Consider the following 18,035-nt stretch of genomic DNA (forward strand, 5'->3'; position numbering starts at 1 on the left):
CGGACACCGGTTCCCCGCATCACCCACCCCTGCCCGAGGCTCAGGACAGCATGCCGCCGTCCACCCGCAGAACCGTTCCGGTCACGTAGGAGGCGCGGTCACTCAGCAGCCACGCCGCGGCCTGCGCGATCTCCTCAGGCTCGGCCACGCGTCCCAGCGGGGTCTGGGCGTTGAGCCGCTGCAGGATGTCCGGCGAGCTTTCGACCCACTCGTTGAACATCTCGGTCAACGTCGTGCCGGGTGCGACGGCGTTGATACGGATCCCTTCCGGGCCGTAAGTGGTGGCGGCCGAGGCGGTGAGGCTGTTGACACCGCGTTTCATCGCGCCGTACGCGGGGAGTTCCGGGTTGGCCATCAGGCTGCCGACGCTGGTGTTGTTGACGATGGCCCCGGTCTTCGCGGTGGCCCGGATCGCCTCGATCTCGGCGATCATCGCCAGCCACGGCCCCTTCAGGTTCACCGCGTAGATGTGGTCGAAGTCGGCTTCGGTCACCTGGTCCATGGGGCCGGGCGGCACGTTGGTCGCGCCGTTGTTGAACGCGACGTCGAGCCTGCCGTGCAGCTCCACCGCCCGGTCGACGGCCGCGCGGATACTCGACGCGTCGCCGAGGTCGCACACCACGTGGTCCGCGACGCCGCCCTCCGCGCGGATCTCCTCGGCCACGGCCTTCAGCTGGGACTCGGTGCGGGCGGCGAGCAAGACACGGGCGCCTTCCCTGGCGAACAGCCGTGCGGCGGCGGCCCCGATACCGCGGCCGGCCCCGGTGACGAAGGCGACCTTGCCGTCGAGAAGGCCCGAAACAGTCGTTGTGTTGGTCATGGCACCGAGGGTTCTCCCGCCCCCGGCGCGTATCCAGGCACCGGCGGTACCTGGCTGGCGGACCGCCATCGTCCACACTGGAGTGGTGGACAGACGACAACTGGCGGACTTCCTGCGCAGCAGGCGCGAGCGGATCACGCCCGCCGACGTCGGCCTTCCCGCCGGGCCCCGCCGCCGCACCCCCGGTCTGCGGCGCGAGGAGGTGGCGCAGCTGGCGTTCATCTCGACCGAGTACTACACGCGGCTGGAGCAGGCTCGCGGTCCACGGCCTTCGCGTGAGGTGCTGGGCGGGCTGACCAGGGCGCTCCGGCTGTCGGATGTGGAACGGGATCACCTGCACCACCTCGCCGGCGCGCCCCCGGGACCACCTCCCGGCCCGTCCCGGGTGGTCCGTCCGAGCATTCTCGCGCTGCTGCACCGGCTTCCGCAGGCGGCGGCGATCGTGTTGTCGGCGACCTACGAGGTGCTCGCCTGGAACGACCTCGCCGCGGCGCTGATGGAGGACTTCTCCGCGCTGCCGAGGCGGGACCGCAACCTCGTACGCCGCGCGTTCCTCGGCCCGCGGCCGGAGGGAAGGCGGCTGTACGGGGTGTCCGATGTGGACGAGTTCGCGGCGAGCGCGGTCCGGAATCTGCGGGCCACCGCCGGCCGCTATCCCGGCGATCCCGAAGTCGCCGGGCTGATCCGGGAACTCCTCGACGGCAGTGAGGAGTTCGCGCGGCTCTGGGCCGCGCACGATGTGTGCGCCGCGCCCACGCTGTGCAAGACGTTCCGGCATCCGGTGGTGGGCCCGGTCAGCGTGAACTGCGATGTCCTCGACATCAGCGACCGGGATCAGCAGGTCGTGATCTACACCGCCGACCCCGGTACTCCGTCGGAGAACGCGTTGCGGCTGCTATCCGTCGTCGGGACGCAGCGGATGGACGCTCCGCTCTGACGGTTTTGTAGGTTCCCTCGATACCAGCGGGTCGATTCTGAGTGCGATCGCGAGCGCGAAGCGGCCGGCCGGGTCGTCGATCGTGCCGCCGAACAGCGTCCGCAACTGCCGGATCCGGTATCGGACGGTCTGGACGTGGACGTGCAGTTCGACGCCGATCGCCTGCGGCTGATCAGGCCGCGCGAGCCAGGCGGCGAGGGTCGTGGTGAGCCGCTGCCTCGCCGGTTCCGGGAGGCCGGCCAACGGCGCGAGGACGTCTTCCGAGAACTCGGCGGCCAACTCGGGATCGGCGGTCAGCAGTAGATCGATGCGGTGGTCGGTGGTGTGGACGAGGGGACTGTCGCCGAGCGCGCCGGTGCGGGTCAGCCGCCAGAGCGCGCTCGCCCGGCGGGCACTGAGCGCGGCCGAGCGGAGCGGCACGATCGGGCCGACCCCGGCCTGGTCGTCGCCGAGCAGGTCCCGCAACCGGCCGAGGTACCACTCGAGCCGGTCGGCGGGCATGACCACCGCGGTCAGGTCGTGGTGACGGCCGACGAGTACCCGCCCCGGCATCCGGTCCAGCAGCTGTGGTGCGACATCGGCGCTGGTGACGGCGACGACGAGGCTGCCGGGCAGCACCCACATGGCTTGGCTCGCGGCGTCGTCGAGCAGTTCCCTGGTGGCGGCCGGTTCGGCGAGCAGGAGACCCAGGAGCCGGTCCCGCCGGGCTTGCCCGGCTCGCGCCGCCTGTGAACGTGCTTCGGCGTACCCGTCGGCGGCCGCGGCCGAGAGTTCCGCGATGAAGGCGAAGAGCGCCTCACCGAGTTCGACGATCGCCTGGGTCGGCAGGTCCACCGCCGGTGCCGCCGAGGTCAGCTGCCGCCAGACGCCCAGGGCCGCCGACTGGTAGAAGCCGAGCATCTCTTCGAGGCTGCGGCCGGCGGTGTGCTGGGCCCGGCCCTGCGCGCGGTAGACCTCCCGGTCGGTGGTGATGTCGGGATGGCCGATCTCGCTGAAGAAGGCGTGCAACGCGACGTCGAGGGTGACTTGGAGGTTCGCCGCCGTCCGGCCGTCCAGCGGGGTCCGCAGCCCGGCGCGGACCTGGTCCATCGCGGCGGACGCGATCGCGGCGGTGTCGGGCTCCAGCCGGGTCAGCACCGAGGCGTCGAGCCTGCGCCAAGGCTGTGCCGACGCCTTCGTCATAGAGGGAACCTACAAAACTCCGATCAAGAACGCGCGCCTCCGTTCTAGTGGTTCTTCCCGGCGCGGCGGACGCTGGCCGCAGCATTCGACGACGCATGCAGGAGGCGGCATGACACGCTGGGGAAGACTCGCCAGGATCGCCGCGGTGGCGGGCACCGCACTGACCCTCGTCGGAATCGGGACACCGGCCCTCGCCGCGGCGGAGCGGCAGGTGTACGTCGCAATGGGTGACTCGTTCTCGGCGGGATCGGTGGTCCTGCCGCAGTCCGATCTGCTCACCTGCGCCCGGTCGGCGATCAACTACGCAGGACTGCTGGCGAAGCAGATCGACGTCGACGAACTGCGCGACGTCACCTGTGGCGCCGCGACCACGTCCCATTTCACCAACCCGCAGAAGGGCATCATCTCCGGCACGAACCCGCCGCAGTACGACGCGCTCTCGGCTGACACGACACTGGTGACCGTCGGCATCGGCGGCAACGACATCGGCTTGGTCGGGCTCGCGACCTCGTGCGTGAACCTGCTGCCGGTGGGCGCCTCGTGCAAGGCAGCCAACACCACGGGCGGCGTGGACAAGTACGCCACCAAGATCGACGCCTTCGCCGCGACCTACGGCACGGTCATCGAGCAGATCCGCCAGCGCGCCCCGCGTGCCGAGATCGTCATGGTGGGCTACCCGACCGGGATCAAACCCGGCGGCTGCTGGCCGCTCGTCCCGGTCCTGCCACAGGACGCCGACTACATCCAGGCCAACATCGACCGGCTCAACGCGCGGATGGCCGAGCAGTCCGCCGCGCACGGCGCGAAGTACGTCGACATCCGGACGCCGAGCATCGGCCACGACGCCTGCCAGCCGATCGGCGTCAAATGGATCGAAGGACTCATCCCGTCGGTGGTGAACAACAGCTTCGCCCCGCTGCACCCGAACGCCGCCGGGCTCGCGGCGGTGGTGCCGGGTATCCGGAAGGTGCTGTAGCCCGCCGCCGACGCCAGGAAAGGACCGTTCCTTGCAAAATTTGCAAGGAACGGTCCTTTCCTGGCACGTGTGAGGCGTGAGAATCAGGCGGTCGGCGACCAGTACAGGAGCCGGTTCGGGGAACCGGAGCCCGGGTTGGTCACCTTGCCGGCGGTGGCCGCGTTGATCAGCGCGGTGGCCACCTGCGCGGGTGTGGCGGTCTTGTTGTTCTGCAGGAAGCGGGCCGCGACGCCGACCACGTGCGGGGTCGCCATCGAGGTGCCGCTGATGGTCCTCGTCGCGGTGTCGTTGGTGTTCCACGACGACGTGATGTTCGTGCCCGATGCGAAGATGTCCAGGACGCTGCCGTAGTTGGAGAAGCTGGAGCGCGCGTCGGTGTTGGTGGCCGAGCCGACGGTGATCGCCTGGGTCACGCGGGCGGGGGAGAAGCCCGACGCGTTCGAGTTGGAATTCCCGGCGGCCACGCCGTAGGTGACGCCCGCGGCGATCGACCGGCGGACGGCGTCGTCGAGCGTGCTGGAGGCGCCGCCGCCGAGGCTCATGTTGGCCGCGGCCGGTTTGACGTGGTTCTTGGTGACCCAGTCGATGCCCGCGACGACCCCGGCGGTGGTGCCGCTGCCGGAGTTGTTGAGCACACGGACGCCGTAGACGGTGGCGCCCTTCGCGATGCCGTACTGCGAACCGGCGATGGTGCCGGCGACGTGGGTGCCGTGGCCGTTGCCGTCCTGCGCGACGGCGTCGTTGTCCACGAAGTCGTAGCCGTTGCGGGCGCGGCCGCCGAAGGTCTGGTGGCTGATCCGCACACCGGTGTCGATGACGTAGACGTTCACGCCCGCGCCGGTGCTGGTGTAGCTGTATTTGTTGTCGAGCGGGAGGTTGCGCTGGTCGACGCGGTCGAGACCCCAGGACGGCGGGTTGGTCTGGGTCGCGTCCGCGTGGAAGACCTGGTTCTGCTCGACCGACGCCACCGACGGGTCGGCGGCGAGCCGCTTGGCCTGCCGCTCCGACAGCGTCGCGGAGAAGCCCTTGAGCGAGCTGCTGTAGACATGCTCGACCTTCGCGCCGAAACGGTTCGCCAGCGCGCCCACGACGCCGGTGTCCTTCAGCGTGACGATGTAGCTGTTCGGGATCGCTTCGGCGGATCCCGCGGCGAGGATCTGTCCTTCGGCGGCTTGGGCGGGAGCGGCGGTCACACTGATCGCCACTGCGACCGCGCTCGCCATTCCAGCACGCGACAGCCAACGCGCTTGTCTCGTCTCTCGCATGTGTTCGTCCTGTCGTTCGCAGGGGACCGGCCGGTCAAGACCACAGCGGCGGAAAGGCGGTCCAGCTCGACCGCATGGGACGGCACCTGCCGAATCCCACGGGGATCGAGGTTATTGAGCGCGTGACATGTCCGAATCGACTGAATGGGGCAGGGCCCGACCTTCGTCTGGCGGCCATTGGCGGCGGGTGCCCTGTACGGAAAGTGCTCTCCGTACCCTGTGGCTGGAACACCTTGCCGAGCTTCTGGAGTCCGAACCACCGTGCCAGCCCTTTCCAGCCTGCGAGCCGACTGCGAGAACTGCTTCGGTCTGTGCTGTGTCGTCCCAGCCTTCGCGGCGTCTGCCGACTTCGCGATCACCAAACCGGCGGGCCAGGCGTGCCCGAACCTGCGCGAGGACTCCCGCTGCGGCATCCACGACAAGCTGCGCAAGAAGGGCTTCACCGGCTGCACGGTCTACGACTGCTTCGGCGCGGGTCAGAAGGTCTCCCAGGTCACCTTCGACGGCGAGGACTGGCGGACGTCGCCGAAGACGGCGAAAACGATGTTCGCGGTCTTCCCGGTCATGCGGGATCTGCAGGAACTGCTCTACTACCTCACCGAGGCGGCCTCGCTGCCGACGTCCGCACCCCTCCGCGAGGACCTGGCCGAGATGATCGACCGGACCGAGCGGATGACGATGGACACGCCCGGCGTGCTGCGCAAACTGGATGTCCACTCGCATCGGGGCGCGGTGAACGGGCTTCTGCTGCGCGCGAGCGAGCTCGCCCGCGCCGCTGTTCCGGGCAAGAAGAAGGACCGGCGCGGCGCCGACCTCATCGGCGCGAAGCTCAAGGGAGCGAACCTGCGCGGCGCGCTTTTGCGCGGGGCGTACCTGATCGGCGCGGACCTGCGGGGAGCCGACTTGCGGCAGGCCGACGTCACCGGGGCGGACCTGCGTGACGCCGACATCCGCGGCGCGGATTTCCGCGACACGCTCTTCCTCCTCCAGTCGCAGCTGGACGCGGCGAAGGGCGACGCGACGACGAAACTGCCGGACTCGCTTTCCCATCCGGCGCACTGGTAGGCCGCTACGCCCCGTGGACGATTTCCTGCTGCCAGTCGTCTGATGCCTGGGTGTGCAGCCGCCAGTAGTGCTCGGCGATGTCGTCGGGGTCGAACGGAGTTCCTTTCGCGACGGGACCGGCGACGGTCACCGTGGCGACATGCACGCCTGAGGGGCCGAATTCTTTGTCCAGCAGGGAAACCAGCGCTCTCACACCTGCTTTCCCGAGCGAGAGGCTCGTGTAGGCGGGCACGGCTTCGGGCATGCCGCCGGTCACGATGATCGTGCCCGATCCGCGCCGGGCCATCCCCGGCGCGACGTGGGCCGCGGTGGTGATCGCTCCGACGACGTTGACCGACCATGCCGCGAGATGCCGTTCGACGGACAGCTCGCCGGGGGCGTCGGCCTGGATGATCGCCGCGTTGTAGACCACGACGTCGGGCTCGCCGTGCTCCTGCGCGGCGGTGTCGAGAGCGGCTTTGAGGGAAGCCTCGTCGGTGACGTCGGCCGTGAGTGCCAGCGCGGTCCCGAGCTCGGCGGCCAGCGGCTCCAGGGTCGCCGAGCGGCGGGCCAGCAAGGTGATCGGCAGCCCTTCCCGGGCGAACCGGTGGGCGACCGAGCGGCCGATGCCCGGTCCCGCGCCGATGATCACTGCGCCTGCCATGTGCTTCTCCTTCTGTGTGTGGTGCGGTGACCGTAGGGCCTGACACCGGTGTGAAGGTCAAGTCCGCGCCGCAAAGTGTTCACCGGGTGAGCGGTTTGCCTGCGAGACTGGGCGCCATGCGTGCCGATCGCCTGGTGGCCACCCTCCTGCTGATGCAGGCACGTGGCCGCGTCACGGCTTCAGAACTGGCGGAAGAGCTCGAAATCTCGGTCGCCACCGCCCGGCGCGACCTCGAGGCGTTGTCGGCCGCGGGTGTCCCGGTGTACCCGCAGCCCGGCCGGGGCGGCGGCTGGTCGCTCGTCGGCGGCGCGCGGACCGACCTCAGTGGACTGTCGGCGTCGGAGGCACAGGCGCTGTTCCTGCTCGCCGGTCCGGCCGCGTCGATCTCGCCCGAGGTGAAATCCGCGCTGCGGAAGCTGGTCCGGGCCTTGCCGGACACGTTCCGCGCCGACGCGCAGGCCGCCGCGGACGCGGTCGTCATCGATCCGTCGCGGTGGGGTGAGCGGGAGAAGGAACGGCCAGAGCTGCTCACCGTGCTGCAGTCCGGGATCGTGCGGCGCCGCAAAGTCCGGTTCGGCTACGCGAAGAAGGGCGCGGAACCGGTGGAGCGGGTCGTGGATCCGTGGGGGCTCGTGGACAAGGACGACATCTGGTACCTCATCGCGGGCACCGAGAAGGGGCAGCGCACCTTCCGCGTCGACCGCATGTCCGACGCCGAGGTCAGCGACCTGCCCGCGGGGCGGCCGGACGACTTCGAACTGGCGCGGGCGTGGGAGCAGGTGGTCGACCGGGTCGAGCAGCGGCGTTCTGGGCTCGACGCGACCGTGCTCATCGCCGAGCGGCATCTGCCGATCCTCCAGGACCACTTCGGGCGGCAGGCGCGCGTCGAGGGGACGCTCGAAGACGGGCGCGTGCGGGTGACGGTGTCGGCGCCGGTGGCGTGGATGATCGCCCAGCAGCTCGCGGGCTGGGGCTCGATGATCGAGGTACTGGGCCCGGAGCCGGTCCAAAAGGAACTCGCGCGGATCGGCGCGGAACTGGTCGAGCGTTACGCGACGCCGGCGCGGTAACCCTGCGGGCTGACGCCGTGTTCGCGTTTGAACGCGGTGCTGAGCGCGAACGAACTGCCGTAGCCGACCTGACGGGCGACCGCGCCGATCGTGACGTCGGGGTGCTGGCGCAGGAGATCCGCGGCGAGCGCGATACGCCAGCTCGCGAGGTAGGCCATCGGCGGTTCGCCGACCGCGGCGGTGAACCGCCGGGCGAACGCGGCACGGGACACCCCGGTGTCGGCCGCGAGGCTCGCCACCGTCCACGGTTCGGAAGGCTTGTGCTGTAACAGTTTCAGCGCGCGCCCGACGACGGGATCGCTGTGCGCGCGATACCAGGCGGGTGCCGCGGTATCGGGCCGGTCGAACCAGGTTCGCAGCGCGGCGACCAGAAGCAGGTCGAGCACGCGGTCCAGGACGGCTTCCTGACCGGGCGTGTCCTTGACGATCTCACCGGCGAGCAAGGACACCAGCGGGTTGTCCCACTCCTCGTCCCGGACGACCAGCAGCGACGGCAGCGCGTTGAGGAGCCGCTTGCTGATCTCGCCCTCCAGCGGATAGGTGCCGGTGAGCAGGACGACGGGGCCGTCCGGATCGTCACCCCAGGTGCGGACGCCGAGATCCGACAGCTCGGTGAGGTGTTTCCCGTCCGGGGTCAGGCATTCCTGCCCCGGCAGGATCATCGCCTGCGGTGGGGTGGCCGGGTCGTCCGCGACGAGATACGGGTCCGGACCGCGGGCGATGGCGATGTCGCCGGTGCCGAGGTGGACCGTGTCCCCGTGCTCGGGCACCACCCAGGACTCGCCGCGGACCTGCGCCATCACCGTCAGCGGTGCCTCGTCCTCGATCCGCAGCGACCACGGCGGGGTCATGACCGACTTCAGCAGGAACGCGCCGCGGGCGCGGGGTCCGTCGAGCAGACCGGCGAGAGGATCCATACCGAAAGTGTAGACGATGGAACATGGAATAGAGCCTTTGAACTATGTTCCGTCTCATTCGTAGGCGCTTGACTAGTGCCATGACAAACACGAAGAACAACGAGACGGTCCTGGTCCTGGGTGCGACGGGCAAGACCGGGAGCCGGGTGGCGCGGCGGCTGACCGACCTCGGGATCGACGTCCGGAAGGCCTCGCGGCCGGTGTTCGACTGGGACGACCGGTCCACCTGGACGGCCGCCGTCGCCGGAAACAGCGCGGCGTACCTCACCTACTACCCGGATCTGGCTTTCCCTGGTGCGGCGGAGGCGATCCGCGACTTCTCGAAGCTGGCCGTGGACCACGGTGTCCGGCGGCTGGTCCTGCTGTCCGGCCGCGGCGAAGAGGAAGCCGTGGTCAGCGAACAGGGGGTACGGGACTCCGGTGCCGAGTGGACGGTAGTGCGGGCGAGCTGGTTCGCGCAGAACTTCAGCGAGCACTTCCTGCTTGAACCGGTGCTCGCCGGGGAGATCGTGCTGCCCGCCGGGTCGGTGACTGAGCCGTTCATCGACGTCGAGGACATCGTCGACGTGGTGGTGACGGCGCTGACCACCGACGGGCACGACGGCGAGGTGTACGAGCTGACCGGACCCCGATTGCTGGGTTTCGCGGACGCGGCGGCGGAAATCGGCAAGGCTTCCGGGCGGGATGTCCGGTACGTTCCGGTCTCCGCCGCGGAATTCGCGGCGGGAGCGGCCGAACAGGGCGTGCCGGAGGAGGAGATCGAGGGCCTGACCGACCTGTTCACGCGCATCCTCGACGGCCGGAACTCCTCGCTCACCGGTGACGTCGAGCGGGTGCTGGGCAGGCCCGCGAGGGACTTCTCCGACTACGCCGCTAAAGCGGCGGCCACTGGGGTCTGGAATCGATGAAACGAGCTGGAATCGGAAGGGAGGCGACAGGAATGGCGACGCTGAGCGAGATCGTCCTGATCGCGGCCGTCATCGCGGCGGGGTTGATCGCCGGCTTGTTCTACGCCTACGCGTGCTCGGTGATGCCGGGCCTGGGGCGGGCGGACGCCCGGACCTACGTGACGGGGATGCGGGAGATCAACATCGCGATCCTCAACGGCTGGTTCGCGCTGAGCTTCGGCGGCGCGCCGCTGCTCGCCGGGGTGGCGGCGGCGCTGCACTTCCGGTCGGAACTGCGACCCGCGCTGCCGTGGCTCATCGCGGGGTTCGTCCTGCTGATGGTGATGCTGATCGTGACGATGGCGATCAACGTGCCGCTGAACAACGCGCTCGAAGCGGGTTTCGACGGCGACAGCACCGACTTCGAGGCGCTGCGGGCGAAGTTCGAGGGTGTCTGGGAACGGTGGAACCTCGTCCGGACCCTGGCCGCGATCGGCGGCTTCGGTGCACTGGTGGGCGGGCTGATCGCGCACGTCCGCGCCTGACGCGTGTCAGGAAAGGGTCGTTCAGGACGAAAAACGTCTTGAACGACCCTTTCCTGACATCAGGCGTCGAGAAGCGCCAGGATCTGCGGCGCGAACGCGGCGGCCTCGGCGGCGAAACCACCGTGGTCACCGGGGAAGTAGGTCGGCTCCACCCCGAGACGAGCGGCGGCGAGCACCGCCGCCTCGTGCGCGGGCTGCCCGGCCGAGTCCTTCCCGACGCCGACGACGATCCGGGTCTCCGACGCCTTCAACGCTTCGTAGTCCGGGGTGAAGCCCCCGATCATCTTCATCAGGTGCACGACGAAGAATTCCATGTTCTTCCGCATCTCCGGCGGAAGCGTGCTCTCGTCCATCTCGAAACCGGCGTCGGCCATGAACTTCGCCATCGCCGCCTCGATGCCGTGTTCACGGTGCAGGCGCGGCAGCTCGTCGGGGTCACCCTCGGGTTGGCCGGGCAGCAGGGTCGTCAGCGGTGGTTCGTGCACCAGGAGCGTCGTCACCCGCCCGGGGTGGCGGGTGACGAGATCGAAGGCCTGCATGCAACCGCCACTGGAAGCGAAGATCACCGCCGGTTCCGTGCTCACGCTGTCGAGCAGGCGCAGCGCGTCGTCGGTGTGGACCTCGATCCGCTGTTCCGCGTCCGGATCGTCGAGAATGCTGCGGGAGATCCCACGCGGGTCGTAGGTGATCACCGTGTAGCGCTGCGCGAGCAGGCCCGCGATCGGTGCGAACATGGCGGAATCGGCCGCGCCACCGGGGATGCACAGCAGTACCGGACCGCTGCCGGTCACGGTGTGGTGCAGCCGGGCGCCGGGGACGTCGAGAACGGCCATCGGATGACCCCTTCCTCTTTTCGGGACTTGTCGCTCACCGACGAACGGTGACGCCTCGGACAGACAGCCGGGCGTCAGGAGATTTCGGCGAGTTTTCCCGACAGGTAGGCGCGCTCGGCATCGGTGCCGGCGAGCGCGAGCGCCTCGCGGTACGCGTCGGCGGCCTCCCCGAGCCGGTCGAGACGCCGGAGCAGGTCCGCGCGGGTCGCGGGAAGCAGGTGGTACCCGGTGAGACCGCCGTCCGCGGTGAGCTTGTCGACCAGTTCGAGTCCGGCCTCGGGACCTTCGGCCATGGCGACGGCGACCGCGCGGTTCAGCTCGACGACGGGCGAAGGCACGAAACGCAGCAGCTCCCCGTAGAGGGCGGCGATCTGTGCCCAGTCGGTGTCGGAGGCATGGGCGGCCGTCGCGTGGCAGGCGGCGATGGCGGCCTGGATCTGGTACTGCCCGGGAACACCGCGGCGGAGCGCGGTCTCCAGCAACTCCGTGCCCTCGGCGATCTCGGCGGTGTTCCAGCCGCCGCGGTCCTGCTCGTCGAGCGAGACGAGCGTGCCCTGATCGTCGACACGCGTGGCACGGCGGGCGTCGTGCAAGAGCAGCAGGGCCAGCAGCCCGAGGACCTCCGGCTCGCCCGGCATCAGGCTCGCGAGGATCCGGGCGAGCCTGATCGCCTCCGCGGACAGGTCGGGCCGGAGCAGATCGGTGCCGGCACTGGCCGAGTAGCCCTCGTTGAACAGCAGGTACAGCATGCCCAGCACCGCTGTCGTGCGTTCGGGCAGCAGCTCCGCGGGCGGGACCCGGTACGGGATACCCGCCGTGCGGATCTTCCGCTTCACCCTGACCAGGCGCTGCGACATCGTGGCCTCGGAGACGAGGAAGGCGCGGGCGATCTCGGCGGTGGTGAGCCCGGCCAAGGTCCGCAACGCGAGCGCGACCTGTCCTTCGAGCGGCAGCGCGGGATGACAGCAGGTGAAGATGAGCCGGAGCCGGTCGTCGTGGACACCGCTCTCGTCCCAGTCCGGCTCGGCGGGGACGTTCAGTCCGGCGGCCTCGCGCAGTTTCGCCGCACCGACGGCCTCTCGCCGGATCCGGTCGGTCGCGCGGTTGCGCGCCGCCGTCGTCAGCCAGGCGCCGGGTTTCGCCGGGACGCCGTCACGGGGCCACGTGCGCAACGCGAGCGCGAACGCCTCTTGGACGCACTCCTCGGCGAGGTCCCAGTCACCGGTGACGCGGATCAGGGTGGCGATCACCTGCCCCGACTCCTCACGGAACGCCTGCGTGATCGCGGCGTCGAGCTCGGTGGTCACCCGAGCAGTCCTTCCAGCAGCGGCACGATCGTCTCCGGCGCCGGGTACGCGGTGACCTCGTCCCGCAACCGCCCGGCCGCCGCCCGGTAGGCCGGTTCCCGCAGCACCGTGGCCACGGCGTCGCGGATGTCCTCCGGTGTCGCGTCGATGACATCGAGGACGATGCCGAGCCCGAGCTCGGTGACCCGATCGCCGTTGTGGGGCTGATCGGCGCCCATCGGGAGCAGCACCATCGGCAGCCCATGGGCGAGAGCGCCGAGCAAGCTGCCCGAACCGCCGTGGCTGAGGACCGCGTCGCAGTACGGGAGGACTTCGTCCTGCGGCAGATAGCGCGTGAGGTGGATGTGCCCGGGCTGCGGGCCGAACTCGGCGGGGTCGATGAGGTTCCCGACGGTCACCACGCAGGTCGCGTCGACCTCCCGCAAACCCGCCAGTGCCCGGCCGAACAGATCACCGGATTCGGTGTTGAAGATCGTGCCGAGGGTGAAGTAGACGGTGGGGTGGCCTTCGACGTGCCACTCCGGCACCGGTCCGCGACCGGGAAGGGGGCTGTGGAACGGCCGCGCGGTCGGCGGCAGCGGGAACCGGGGATCGCGGAAGCTCGCGGGGAACGGGGAAAGCACGAGGTGGCGGTATGCCATCTCCAGGTTTCGCTGCGGCGGCAGACCGTGGACGGCGCGGACCTCGTTGAGCGCGTCGTCGATCAGCTCGGCGCGGATGAGGACACCCGCCGCGGTCACCAGAACGGTGGCGTGGGGGAGGCCGAGCCGTTCGGCGGCGATCATCGCCCCGTGATCGGCCTCGTCGCATACGAGCAGATCCGGTTCCCAGCCCGCGCAGAGCGCCATGACGTCCTTCGCGCGCCGAGGCGCGGTGCGGCGGACGAAACCGTCACGGAGGTCGGTGTCCTCCCGATCCCTGTCGACGGGGAGCAGGGGGCGACGTGCGCCGTCACTGCCGAGATTCGGTCCCGACGGGAACACGGTGAACCCTGTGGCCTCGACGATCGGGACCATCCGCGGCTCGCCGGTGAACGCGATCGTGTGCCCCGCGCCGGCGAGCGCGCGGCCGAGGGGGAGCAGCGGCCGGAAGTGGCCGTTGCCGCCCGCGAAGGTGAACAGGACACGCACGTTGACGACCCTATCGAGCGGGGGCGGCAGCGCTACCCTGCTGCGGTGATCGATACGGACGCCGACGAGATCCGGCTGTGCGCGCTGGAAGGTTGCGATAATCCCTTGCCCCCGCCCGCGGTGGACGCCGAGGGGAAACGCAAGGGCGGCCGTCCCTCTGCCTATTGCGGCAAGGCCCACGCCGACGCCGCCTCGCGCGCCCGCCGGGCGGCCGCGGTCGCGAGCGTGGCCGATCCGCTGCTGGAGGTCCGCCGGATCGCCGACGAGTTCACGCCGACGGCGGCGTCGCTGGTGGAACTGCTGGACGCGATGCGGTCGCGGTTCGACGACGCCGGTGAGGCGGCGCTGGGCCGGGTGACCGAAGCCGAGACCGACGCGGCGACGGCCCGGCGCGAGGCGGAGGACGCGCAGCAGGCGGCGGCGAAGGCCGACACCGCGCGTGCGGCAGCCCTGGCCGCGTCCCGCGACGACAAGATGGCCAAGGCCAAGGCGGAACGCGCCGCCGAACAGGCCTTGAAAGACGCGGAAGAGACCCGGCAGCGGTCCTGGACCGAGGTCGCCGCGCATGAACGAGCCAGGGGCGCCGCGGAAGCCGCGACCGTCGCGGCGGAACGTGCCCGTGATGCGTTGCTCGCCGAGCTCCGGACACTGCGTGAGGAGTTCGCGGCCATCCGGGAGGAGAAGACCCGGCTGACCGCGGAGCTGGGCGAACGCGACACGGCACTGGCCCGGGCGGTCGCGGAACTCGAAGCGCTGCAGGAGCGGTTCGACGAGGCCAAGACGCGGGTGACGGTGTCCGAAAAGGAATCGGCCGGGCTTCGGGCGTCGCTCGCGGAAGAACACACGGCCAGGAGCCTCGCCGAAGCCCGGGCGACGGCCCTCGCCGAGGAGCTGGAGCGGGCACAGGCCCGGGCGGCCGCCGATCAGGCACGGTACGACGACGTCGTCCGGCGGCTGGCCGGACTCGCCCGCCCTCCGGCCGGCGACTGAGCGGCCACCGCCGCCGGCAAGGTGATCAGCCGGCGGCGTCGAAGACCGGGGCCGACACCCGATCGAATCCGACCTCGCGGCGTGGGCCGGTCATCGTGCACGGCAGTGTCGTGACGATCCGCGCGCTCGACGTACCGACGCGCAACTCGACGTCGCCAGGTTCGACCAGGCGTTTGCCCGCGCGGCCGGTGTAGGAGGTCAGATCGGCGTGCAGCCCGATTCCGACGACCTCGGTTTCACCCGGTGCCAGCTCGACCCGTTTCGCGGCGATCAACTGCTGAACCGGCCTGGCCACTTCGGCGACCGGATCGTGCAGGTAGATCTGGACGACTTCGGAGGTGGCGCGGTCGGTGTCGTTGCGCAGTGTCACCTGGATCCGGCAGCTGCCGTCCGTTGGCCATGAAGGGGCGGACATCTCGACGCCGACCCAGGTCACAGGGGCGTAGGAAAGCCCATGGCCGAAGGGGAACAGCGGTGTCGGGTCGATGGTGCTGACCTCACTGCGCTGCCCGAGTTTCGCCGTCAGATACGTCGACGGATAGGACGCGGTCTCACCGGGGAACCCGACCGGAAGCCGGCCGGAGGGGTTGATCCGTCCGCTCAGGACACCAGCGAGCGCCGCGGCGCCCTCCTCACCGGGGTAGAAGCCACAGACGATCGCGGCCAGCCGGTCCACCTGCCGGGACAGCTCGTACGGGCGGCCACACAGCAGCACCAGTACCACCGGAGTACCGGTCGAGAGCAACGCTTCGAGGAGTTCTTCCTGCCGTCCCGGAAGCTTCAGGTCGGCGGCGTCACAGCCCTCGCCCGACGTGCCGGCACCGAACAAACCCGCGCGGTCGCCGAGCACCGCGACGCAGACTTCGGCATTCCGCGCGGCCTCGACGGCTGCGGCGATGTCCGTGTCCTCGCCACCGAGCACTGGGCAGCCCACGGCGAACGTGACTTCGTGGTCCGCTTGCAGCGCATCGAGCACGGTCGGCACGGACACCCCGAACGGTATGTCGGGATGGTGCACGCCGACATGCATCGGGAAGGAGTAGCAGCCGAGCATCGCACCGGGTTCGTCGGCGCGGGGCCCGACGACGGCGATCCTGCGGCCCGGCGCCAGCGGCAGCGTGCCGTCGTTGTGCAACAACACGATCGAGCGTTCGGCCAGTTCCCTTGCCAGCGCGCGGGACTCCGGCTCGTCAAGTTCGATCTCGTCCGGCACCTCGGGTGCCCAGTCGGGGTCGAGCAGCCCGAGTTCGCATTTCTGGAGCAGCACTCGTTCGAGGGCACGGTCCACGGTGGCGGTGCCGACCGTGCCCGCTTCCACCGCGGCGAGCAGTGGCTCGCCGTAGCAGTCCATGGTGGGCAGTTCCACGTCGATCCCGGCCGAGAGTGCCTGCCCGGCCGCGTCACCGCGGTCGGCGGCGACACCGTGGAGCTTGTAGAGAAAGGACACGGAAAAGTAGTCCGCGACAACGGTGCCGGTGAATCCATAGGTGTCGCGGAGCAGGTCCGTCAGCAAGGTGGGATCACCGGCGGCCGGGGCACCGTCGTTGTCGGCGTAGGAGTTCATCACCGAACGGGCGCCCGCGCGCAACGCCATCTCGAACGGCGGCAGCAGGACGTCGGCCAGCTCCCGCGGGCCCACCGACACCGGCGCGAGGTTGCGTCCGGCACGGGAAGCCGAATAGCCGGCGAAATGCTTGAGAGTGGCGATCACACCCATCGATTCCAGCCCGGCGACGTAGGCGCCACCGATCGTGCCGACCAGGTACGGATCCTCGGCGATGGTTTCCTCGATACGGCCCCAGCGCAGGTCACGGGCGACGTCGAGCACCGGCGCCAGCCCCTGGTGGACGCCGAGCTTCCGCATGGTCCCGCCGATCCGCGCACCCATCCGCCGCACCAGCTCCGGATCGAAACTCGCACCCCAGCACAGCGGGGACGGATAGACCGTGGCCTGCCAGGCGGCGAGTCCGGTGAGGATCTCCTCGTGCACCAACGCGGGGATACCGAACCGGTTGCTGCCGATGATCTCCCGCTGGGTACGGGCGAGGCTGTGGGCACCGATCACCGGATCGACCGGCCGGGTGCCGTACACCCGGGTCAGCTGCCCGATCCCGTGCCGCACCAGGTCGTCCCAGCCCAGCGCGGCCTCGGCGAAGTCGTGCTGGTGCGGTGCCATCTCGCCGCCGGAGTCGATACCGACCCAGATGCCGTAGAGCTGGCCGAGTTTCTCCCGCAAGGTCATCCGTGCCATCAAGGCGCGCACCCGCTCGACGGGTTCGGCCGCCGTGTCGTGCCAGGGCTGCGGTGACGCGCTGGGCTGTGTGGTCAAGACTGTCCGCCCTTCGTCGAAGAGTTCGCCGTGGATCAGGAACCCGGTTCGAGGGCGCGGGTCGAACGGCGCACCACGAGACCGGTGGACAGCGTGATATGAGTCTTCTCGCTGATTTCCCCGCTGATCAGGGAAATCAGCAGGGTGATGGCACGGTGGCCCATTTCCCGGATGGGCTGGTCCACCGTGGTCAGTGGCGGGGTGCAGAGCGCGGACTCGGGAACGTTGTCGAAACCGACCACCGAGAGGTCCTCCGGCACGGACAGACCGAGTTCGGACGCGGCGCTCACGGTCGCGATCGCCGAGATGTCGTTCGCGGCGAACACGGCGGTGGGACGGTCGGGCCGGGTCAGCAACTCATGGGCCGAACGGGCGGAGATCTCCGGGTCGTAGGCACCGAGCCGGATCAGCTCCTCGTCGACCGGGACGCCGGCGGCGGCCAGCGCCCGCAGGTAACCGGTTTTGCGGAGCTCGGCCGACTCCAGATCCGGGCGCCCGGCGAGAAAACCGATGCGCCGGTGGCCGAGTTCCAGCAGGTGTTCGGTCGCCAGCTGAGCGCCGCGCAGGTTGTCGGAGTCGATGGTGGGCACCAAGGACGGGCCGGTATGCGGATCGACGGCGACCACGGGCGTGCCGGGGATCGCTTCCAGGGAGGCGACCGGGGTCACCAGTACCGCACCATCGACCAACGTGCCGGACAACCGCGAGAGATACCGCCTCTCCCAGCCGGCCGGATCGCCGGTACGGCCACCCGCCGAATACACGACGAGTTCGTAGCCGCTGCCCCGGATGGCGTCCGCGGCGCCCTTGAGCAGCTCGGTGCTGAACGGTTCCAGATCGGCGACCAGGATGCCGATCACGTTCGTCTTGTGATTGCGCAGGCTTTGGGCGACCAGGCTCGCTTCGTAACCGAGTTCGTCGATCACCGCCCGGACGCGGGCGAGGGTCGACGCGGCGACGCCGTACCGGTCGTTGATCACCTTGGACACGGTGGCCACGGAGACTCCGGCACGGGCCGCGACGTCACGGATTGTGACCCTAGAGCTGGGCTGCATGAGCTCAGACTAGCCATGTAAAACGTTATCGACAACGATTGACATCCGTTTTCGACCCGCGCAAACTAACCGCCAGCCCGGGCG

The 18,035-nt window shown here is 69.9% G+C and carries 17 protein-coding genes; 7 read left to right on the plus strand and 10 right to left on the minus strand.

The genetic code is table 11. The features are described 5' to 3' along the window. Positions 1 to 40: 40 nt before the first annotated feature. Positions 41 to 820 carry an SDR family NAD(P)-dependent oxidoreductase gene (locus tag ACIBTM_RS21595; RefSeq protein ID WP_395878830.1) on the minus strand — a complete coding sequence of 260 codons (780 nt, stop codon included), beginning with the start codon at positions 818 to 820 and terminating at the stop codon, positions 41 to 43. An 85-nt stretch (positions 821 to 905) separates the two neighbouring features. On the opposite strand from ACIBTM_RS21595, the gene ACIBTM_RS21600 reads away from it, so the two are divergent. After that, complete coding sequence (locus ACIBTM_RS21600) at positions 906 to 1,757, plus strand: helix-turn-helix transcriptional regulator (RefSeq protein ID WP_395878831.1); 852 nt, start codon at positions 906 to 908, stop codon at positions 1,755 to 1,757. Here the strand turns inward: ACIBTM_RS21600 and ACIBTM_RS21605 are convergent. Beyond that, on the minus strand, positions 1,716 to 2,939 hold the full coding sequence (locus ACIBTM_RS21605; RefSeq protein ID WP_395878832.1) for a helix-turn-helix domain-containing protein: 1,224 nt from the start codon (positions 2,937 to 2,939) through the stop codon (positions 1,716 to 1,718). The two genes, ACIBTM_RS21600 and ACIBTM_RS21605, sit on opposite strands and share 42 nt — an antisense overlap. Before the next feature lie 109 nt (positions 2,940 to 3,048). On the opposite strand from ACIBTM_RS21605, the gene ACIBTM_RS21610 reads away from it, so the two are divergent. After that, entirely contained in the window at positions 3,049 to 3,915 is an 867-nt protein-coding gene (locus ACIBTM_RS21610; protein WP_395878833.1) for an SGNH/GDSL hydrolase family protein, read from the plus strand. A gap of 83 nt (positions 3,916 to 3,998) precedes the next feature. On the opposite strand, the gene ACIBTM_RS21615 is transcribed toward ACIBTM_RS21610, so the two are convergent. Continuing rightward, complete coding sequence (locus ACIBTM_RS21615; protein WP_395878834.1) at positions 3,999 to 5,138, minus strand: S8 family peptidase; 1,140 nt, start codon at positions 5,136 to 5,138, stop codon at positions 3,999 to 4,001. A gap of 303 nt (positions 5,139 to 5,441) precedes the next feature. On the opposite strand from ACIBTM_RS21615, the gene ACIBTM_RS21620 reads away from it, so the two are divergent. After that, entirely contained in the window at positions 5,442 to 6,245 is an 804-nt protein-coding gene (locus ACIBTM_RS21620; RefSeq protein WP_395878835.1) for a pentapeptide repeat-containing protein, read from the plus strand. Positions 6,246 to 6,249: 4 nt separating this feature from the next. Here ACIBTM_RS21620 and ACIBTM_RS21625 read toward each other — a convergent pair whose 3' ends face one another. Continuing rightward, entirely contained in the window at positions 6,250 to 6,888 is a 639-nt protein-coding gene (locus ACIBTM_RS21625; RefSeq protein ID WP_395878836.1) for an SDR family NAD(P)-dependent oxidoreductase, read from the minus strand. A 116-nt stretch (positions 6,889 to 7,004) separates the two neighbouring features. On the opposite strand from ACIBTM_RS21625, the gene ACIBTM_RS21630 reads away from it, so the two are divergent. Continuing rightward, positions 7,005 to 7,958 (plus strand): helix-turn-helix transcriptional regulator, encoded by a 954-nt coding sequence (locus ACIBTM_RS21630; RefSeq protein WP_395878837.1) that lies wholly within the window; start codon positions 7,005 to 7,007, stop codon positions 7,956 to 7,958. Here ACIBTM_RS21630 and ACIBTM_RS21635 read toward each other — a convergent pair. Beyond that, positions 7,937 to 8,875: an AraC family transcriptional regulator gene (locus tag ACIBTM_RS21635; protein ID WP_395878838.1), complete on the minus strand. Its 939-nt coding sequence runs from the start codon at positions 8,873 to 8,875 to the stop codon at positions 7,937 to 7,939. The two genes, ACIBTM_RS21630 and ACIBTM_RS21635, sit on opposite strands and share 22 nt — an antisense overlap. Positions 8,876 to 8,955: 80 nt before the next feature. On the opposite strand from ACIBTM_RS21635, the gene ACIBTM_RS21640 reads away from it, so the two are divergent. Together ACIBTM_RS21640 and ACIBTM_RS21645 are read left to right on the plus strand one after the other, a co-directional pair. Further along, positions 8,956 to 9,783, plus strand: coding sequence for an NmrA family transcriptional regulator (locus ACIBTM_RS21640; RefSeq protein ID WP_395878839.1), 828 nt, complete (start codon positions 8,956 to 8,958; stop codon positions 9,781 to 9,783). Positions 9,784 to 9,815: 32 nt separating this feature from the next. Beyond that, positions 9,816 to 10,307: a DUF1772 domain-containing protein gene (locus ACIBTM_RS21645; protein ID WP_395878840.1), complete on the plus strand. Its 492-nt coding sequence runs from the start codon at positions 9,816 to 9,818 to the stop codon at positions 10,305 to 10,307. A gap of 59 nt (positions 10,308 to 10,366) precedes the next feature. Here ACIBTM_RS21645 and ACIBTM_RS21650 read toward each other — a convergent pair whose 3' ends face one another. The 3 genes from ACIBTM_RS21650 to ACIBTM_RS21660 form a co-directional block, all read right to left on the minus strand. After that, on the minus strand, positions 10,367 to 11,140 hold the full coding sequence (locus tag ACIBTM_RS21650; protein WP_395878841.1) for an alpha/beta fold hydrolase: 774 nt from the start codon (positions 11,138 to 11,140) through the stop codon (positions 10,367 to 10,369). A gap of 74 nt (positions 11,141 to 11,214) precedes the next feature. Further along, positions 11,215 to 12,447 (minus strand): RNA polymerase sigma factor, encoded by a 1,233-nt coding sequence (locus tag ACIBTM_RS21655; protein ID WP_395878842.1) that lies wholly within the window; start codon positions 12,445 to 12,447, stop codon positions 11,215 to 11,217. Further along, positions 12,444 to 13,577 (minus strand): glycosyltransferase, encoded by a 1,134-nt coding sequence (locus ACIBTM_RS21660; RefSeq protein WP_395878843.1) that lies wholly within the window; start codon positions 13,575 to 13,577, stop codon positions 12,444 to 12,446. The genes ACIBTM_RS21655 and ACIBTM_RS21660 overlap by 4 nt, the downstream gene beginning before the upstream one ends. 45 nt (positions 13,578 to 13,622) lie before the next feature. On the opposite strand from ACIBTM_RS21660, the gene ACIBTM_RS21665 reads away from it, so the two are divergent. Continuing rightward, complete coding sequence (locus ACIBTM_RS21665) at positions 13,623 to 14,567, plus strand: hypothetical protein (RefSeq protein WP_395878844.1); 945 nt, start codon at positions 13,623 to 13,625, stop codon at positions 14,565 to 14,567. Between the two features lie 25 nt (positions 14,568 to 14,592). On the opposite strand, the gene ACIBTM_RS21670 is transcribed toward ACIBTM_RS21665, so the two are convergent. Next, positions 14,593 to 16,896: a beta-glucosidase gene (locus ACIBTM_RS21670; RefSeq protein WP_395878845.1), complete on the minus strand. Its 2,304-nt coding sequence runs from the start codon at positions 16,894 to 16,896 to the stop codon at positions 14,593 to 14,595. A 35-nt stretch (positions 16,897 to 16,931) separates the two neighbouring features. Continuing rightward, a complete protein-coding gene (locus ACIBTM_RS21675; protein WP_395878846.1) occupies positions 16,932 to 17,951 on the minus strand; it encodes a LacI family DNA-binding transcriptional regulator in 1,020 nt (339 codons plus the stop codon). Positions 17,952 to 18,035: the final 84 nt, after the last annotated feature.

Origin of the sequence: Amycolatopsis sp. NPDC049868, from assembly GCF_044461365.1 — a bacterium.
Classification (GTDB): domain Bacteria; phylum Actinomycetota; class Actinomycetes; order Mycobacteriales; family Pseudonocardiaceae; genus Amycolatopsis.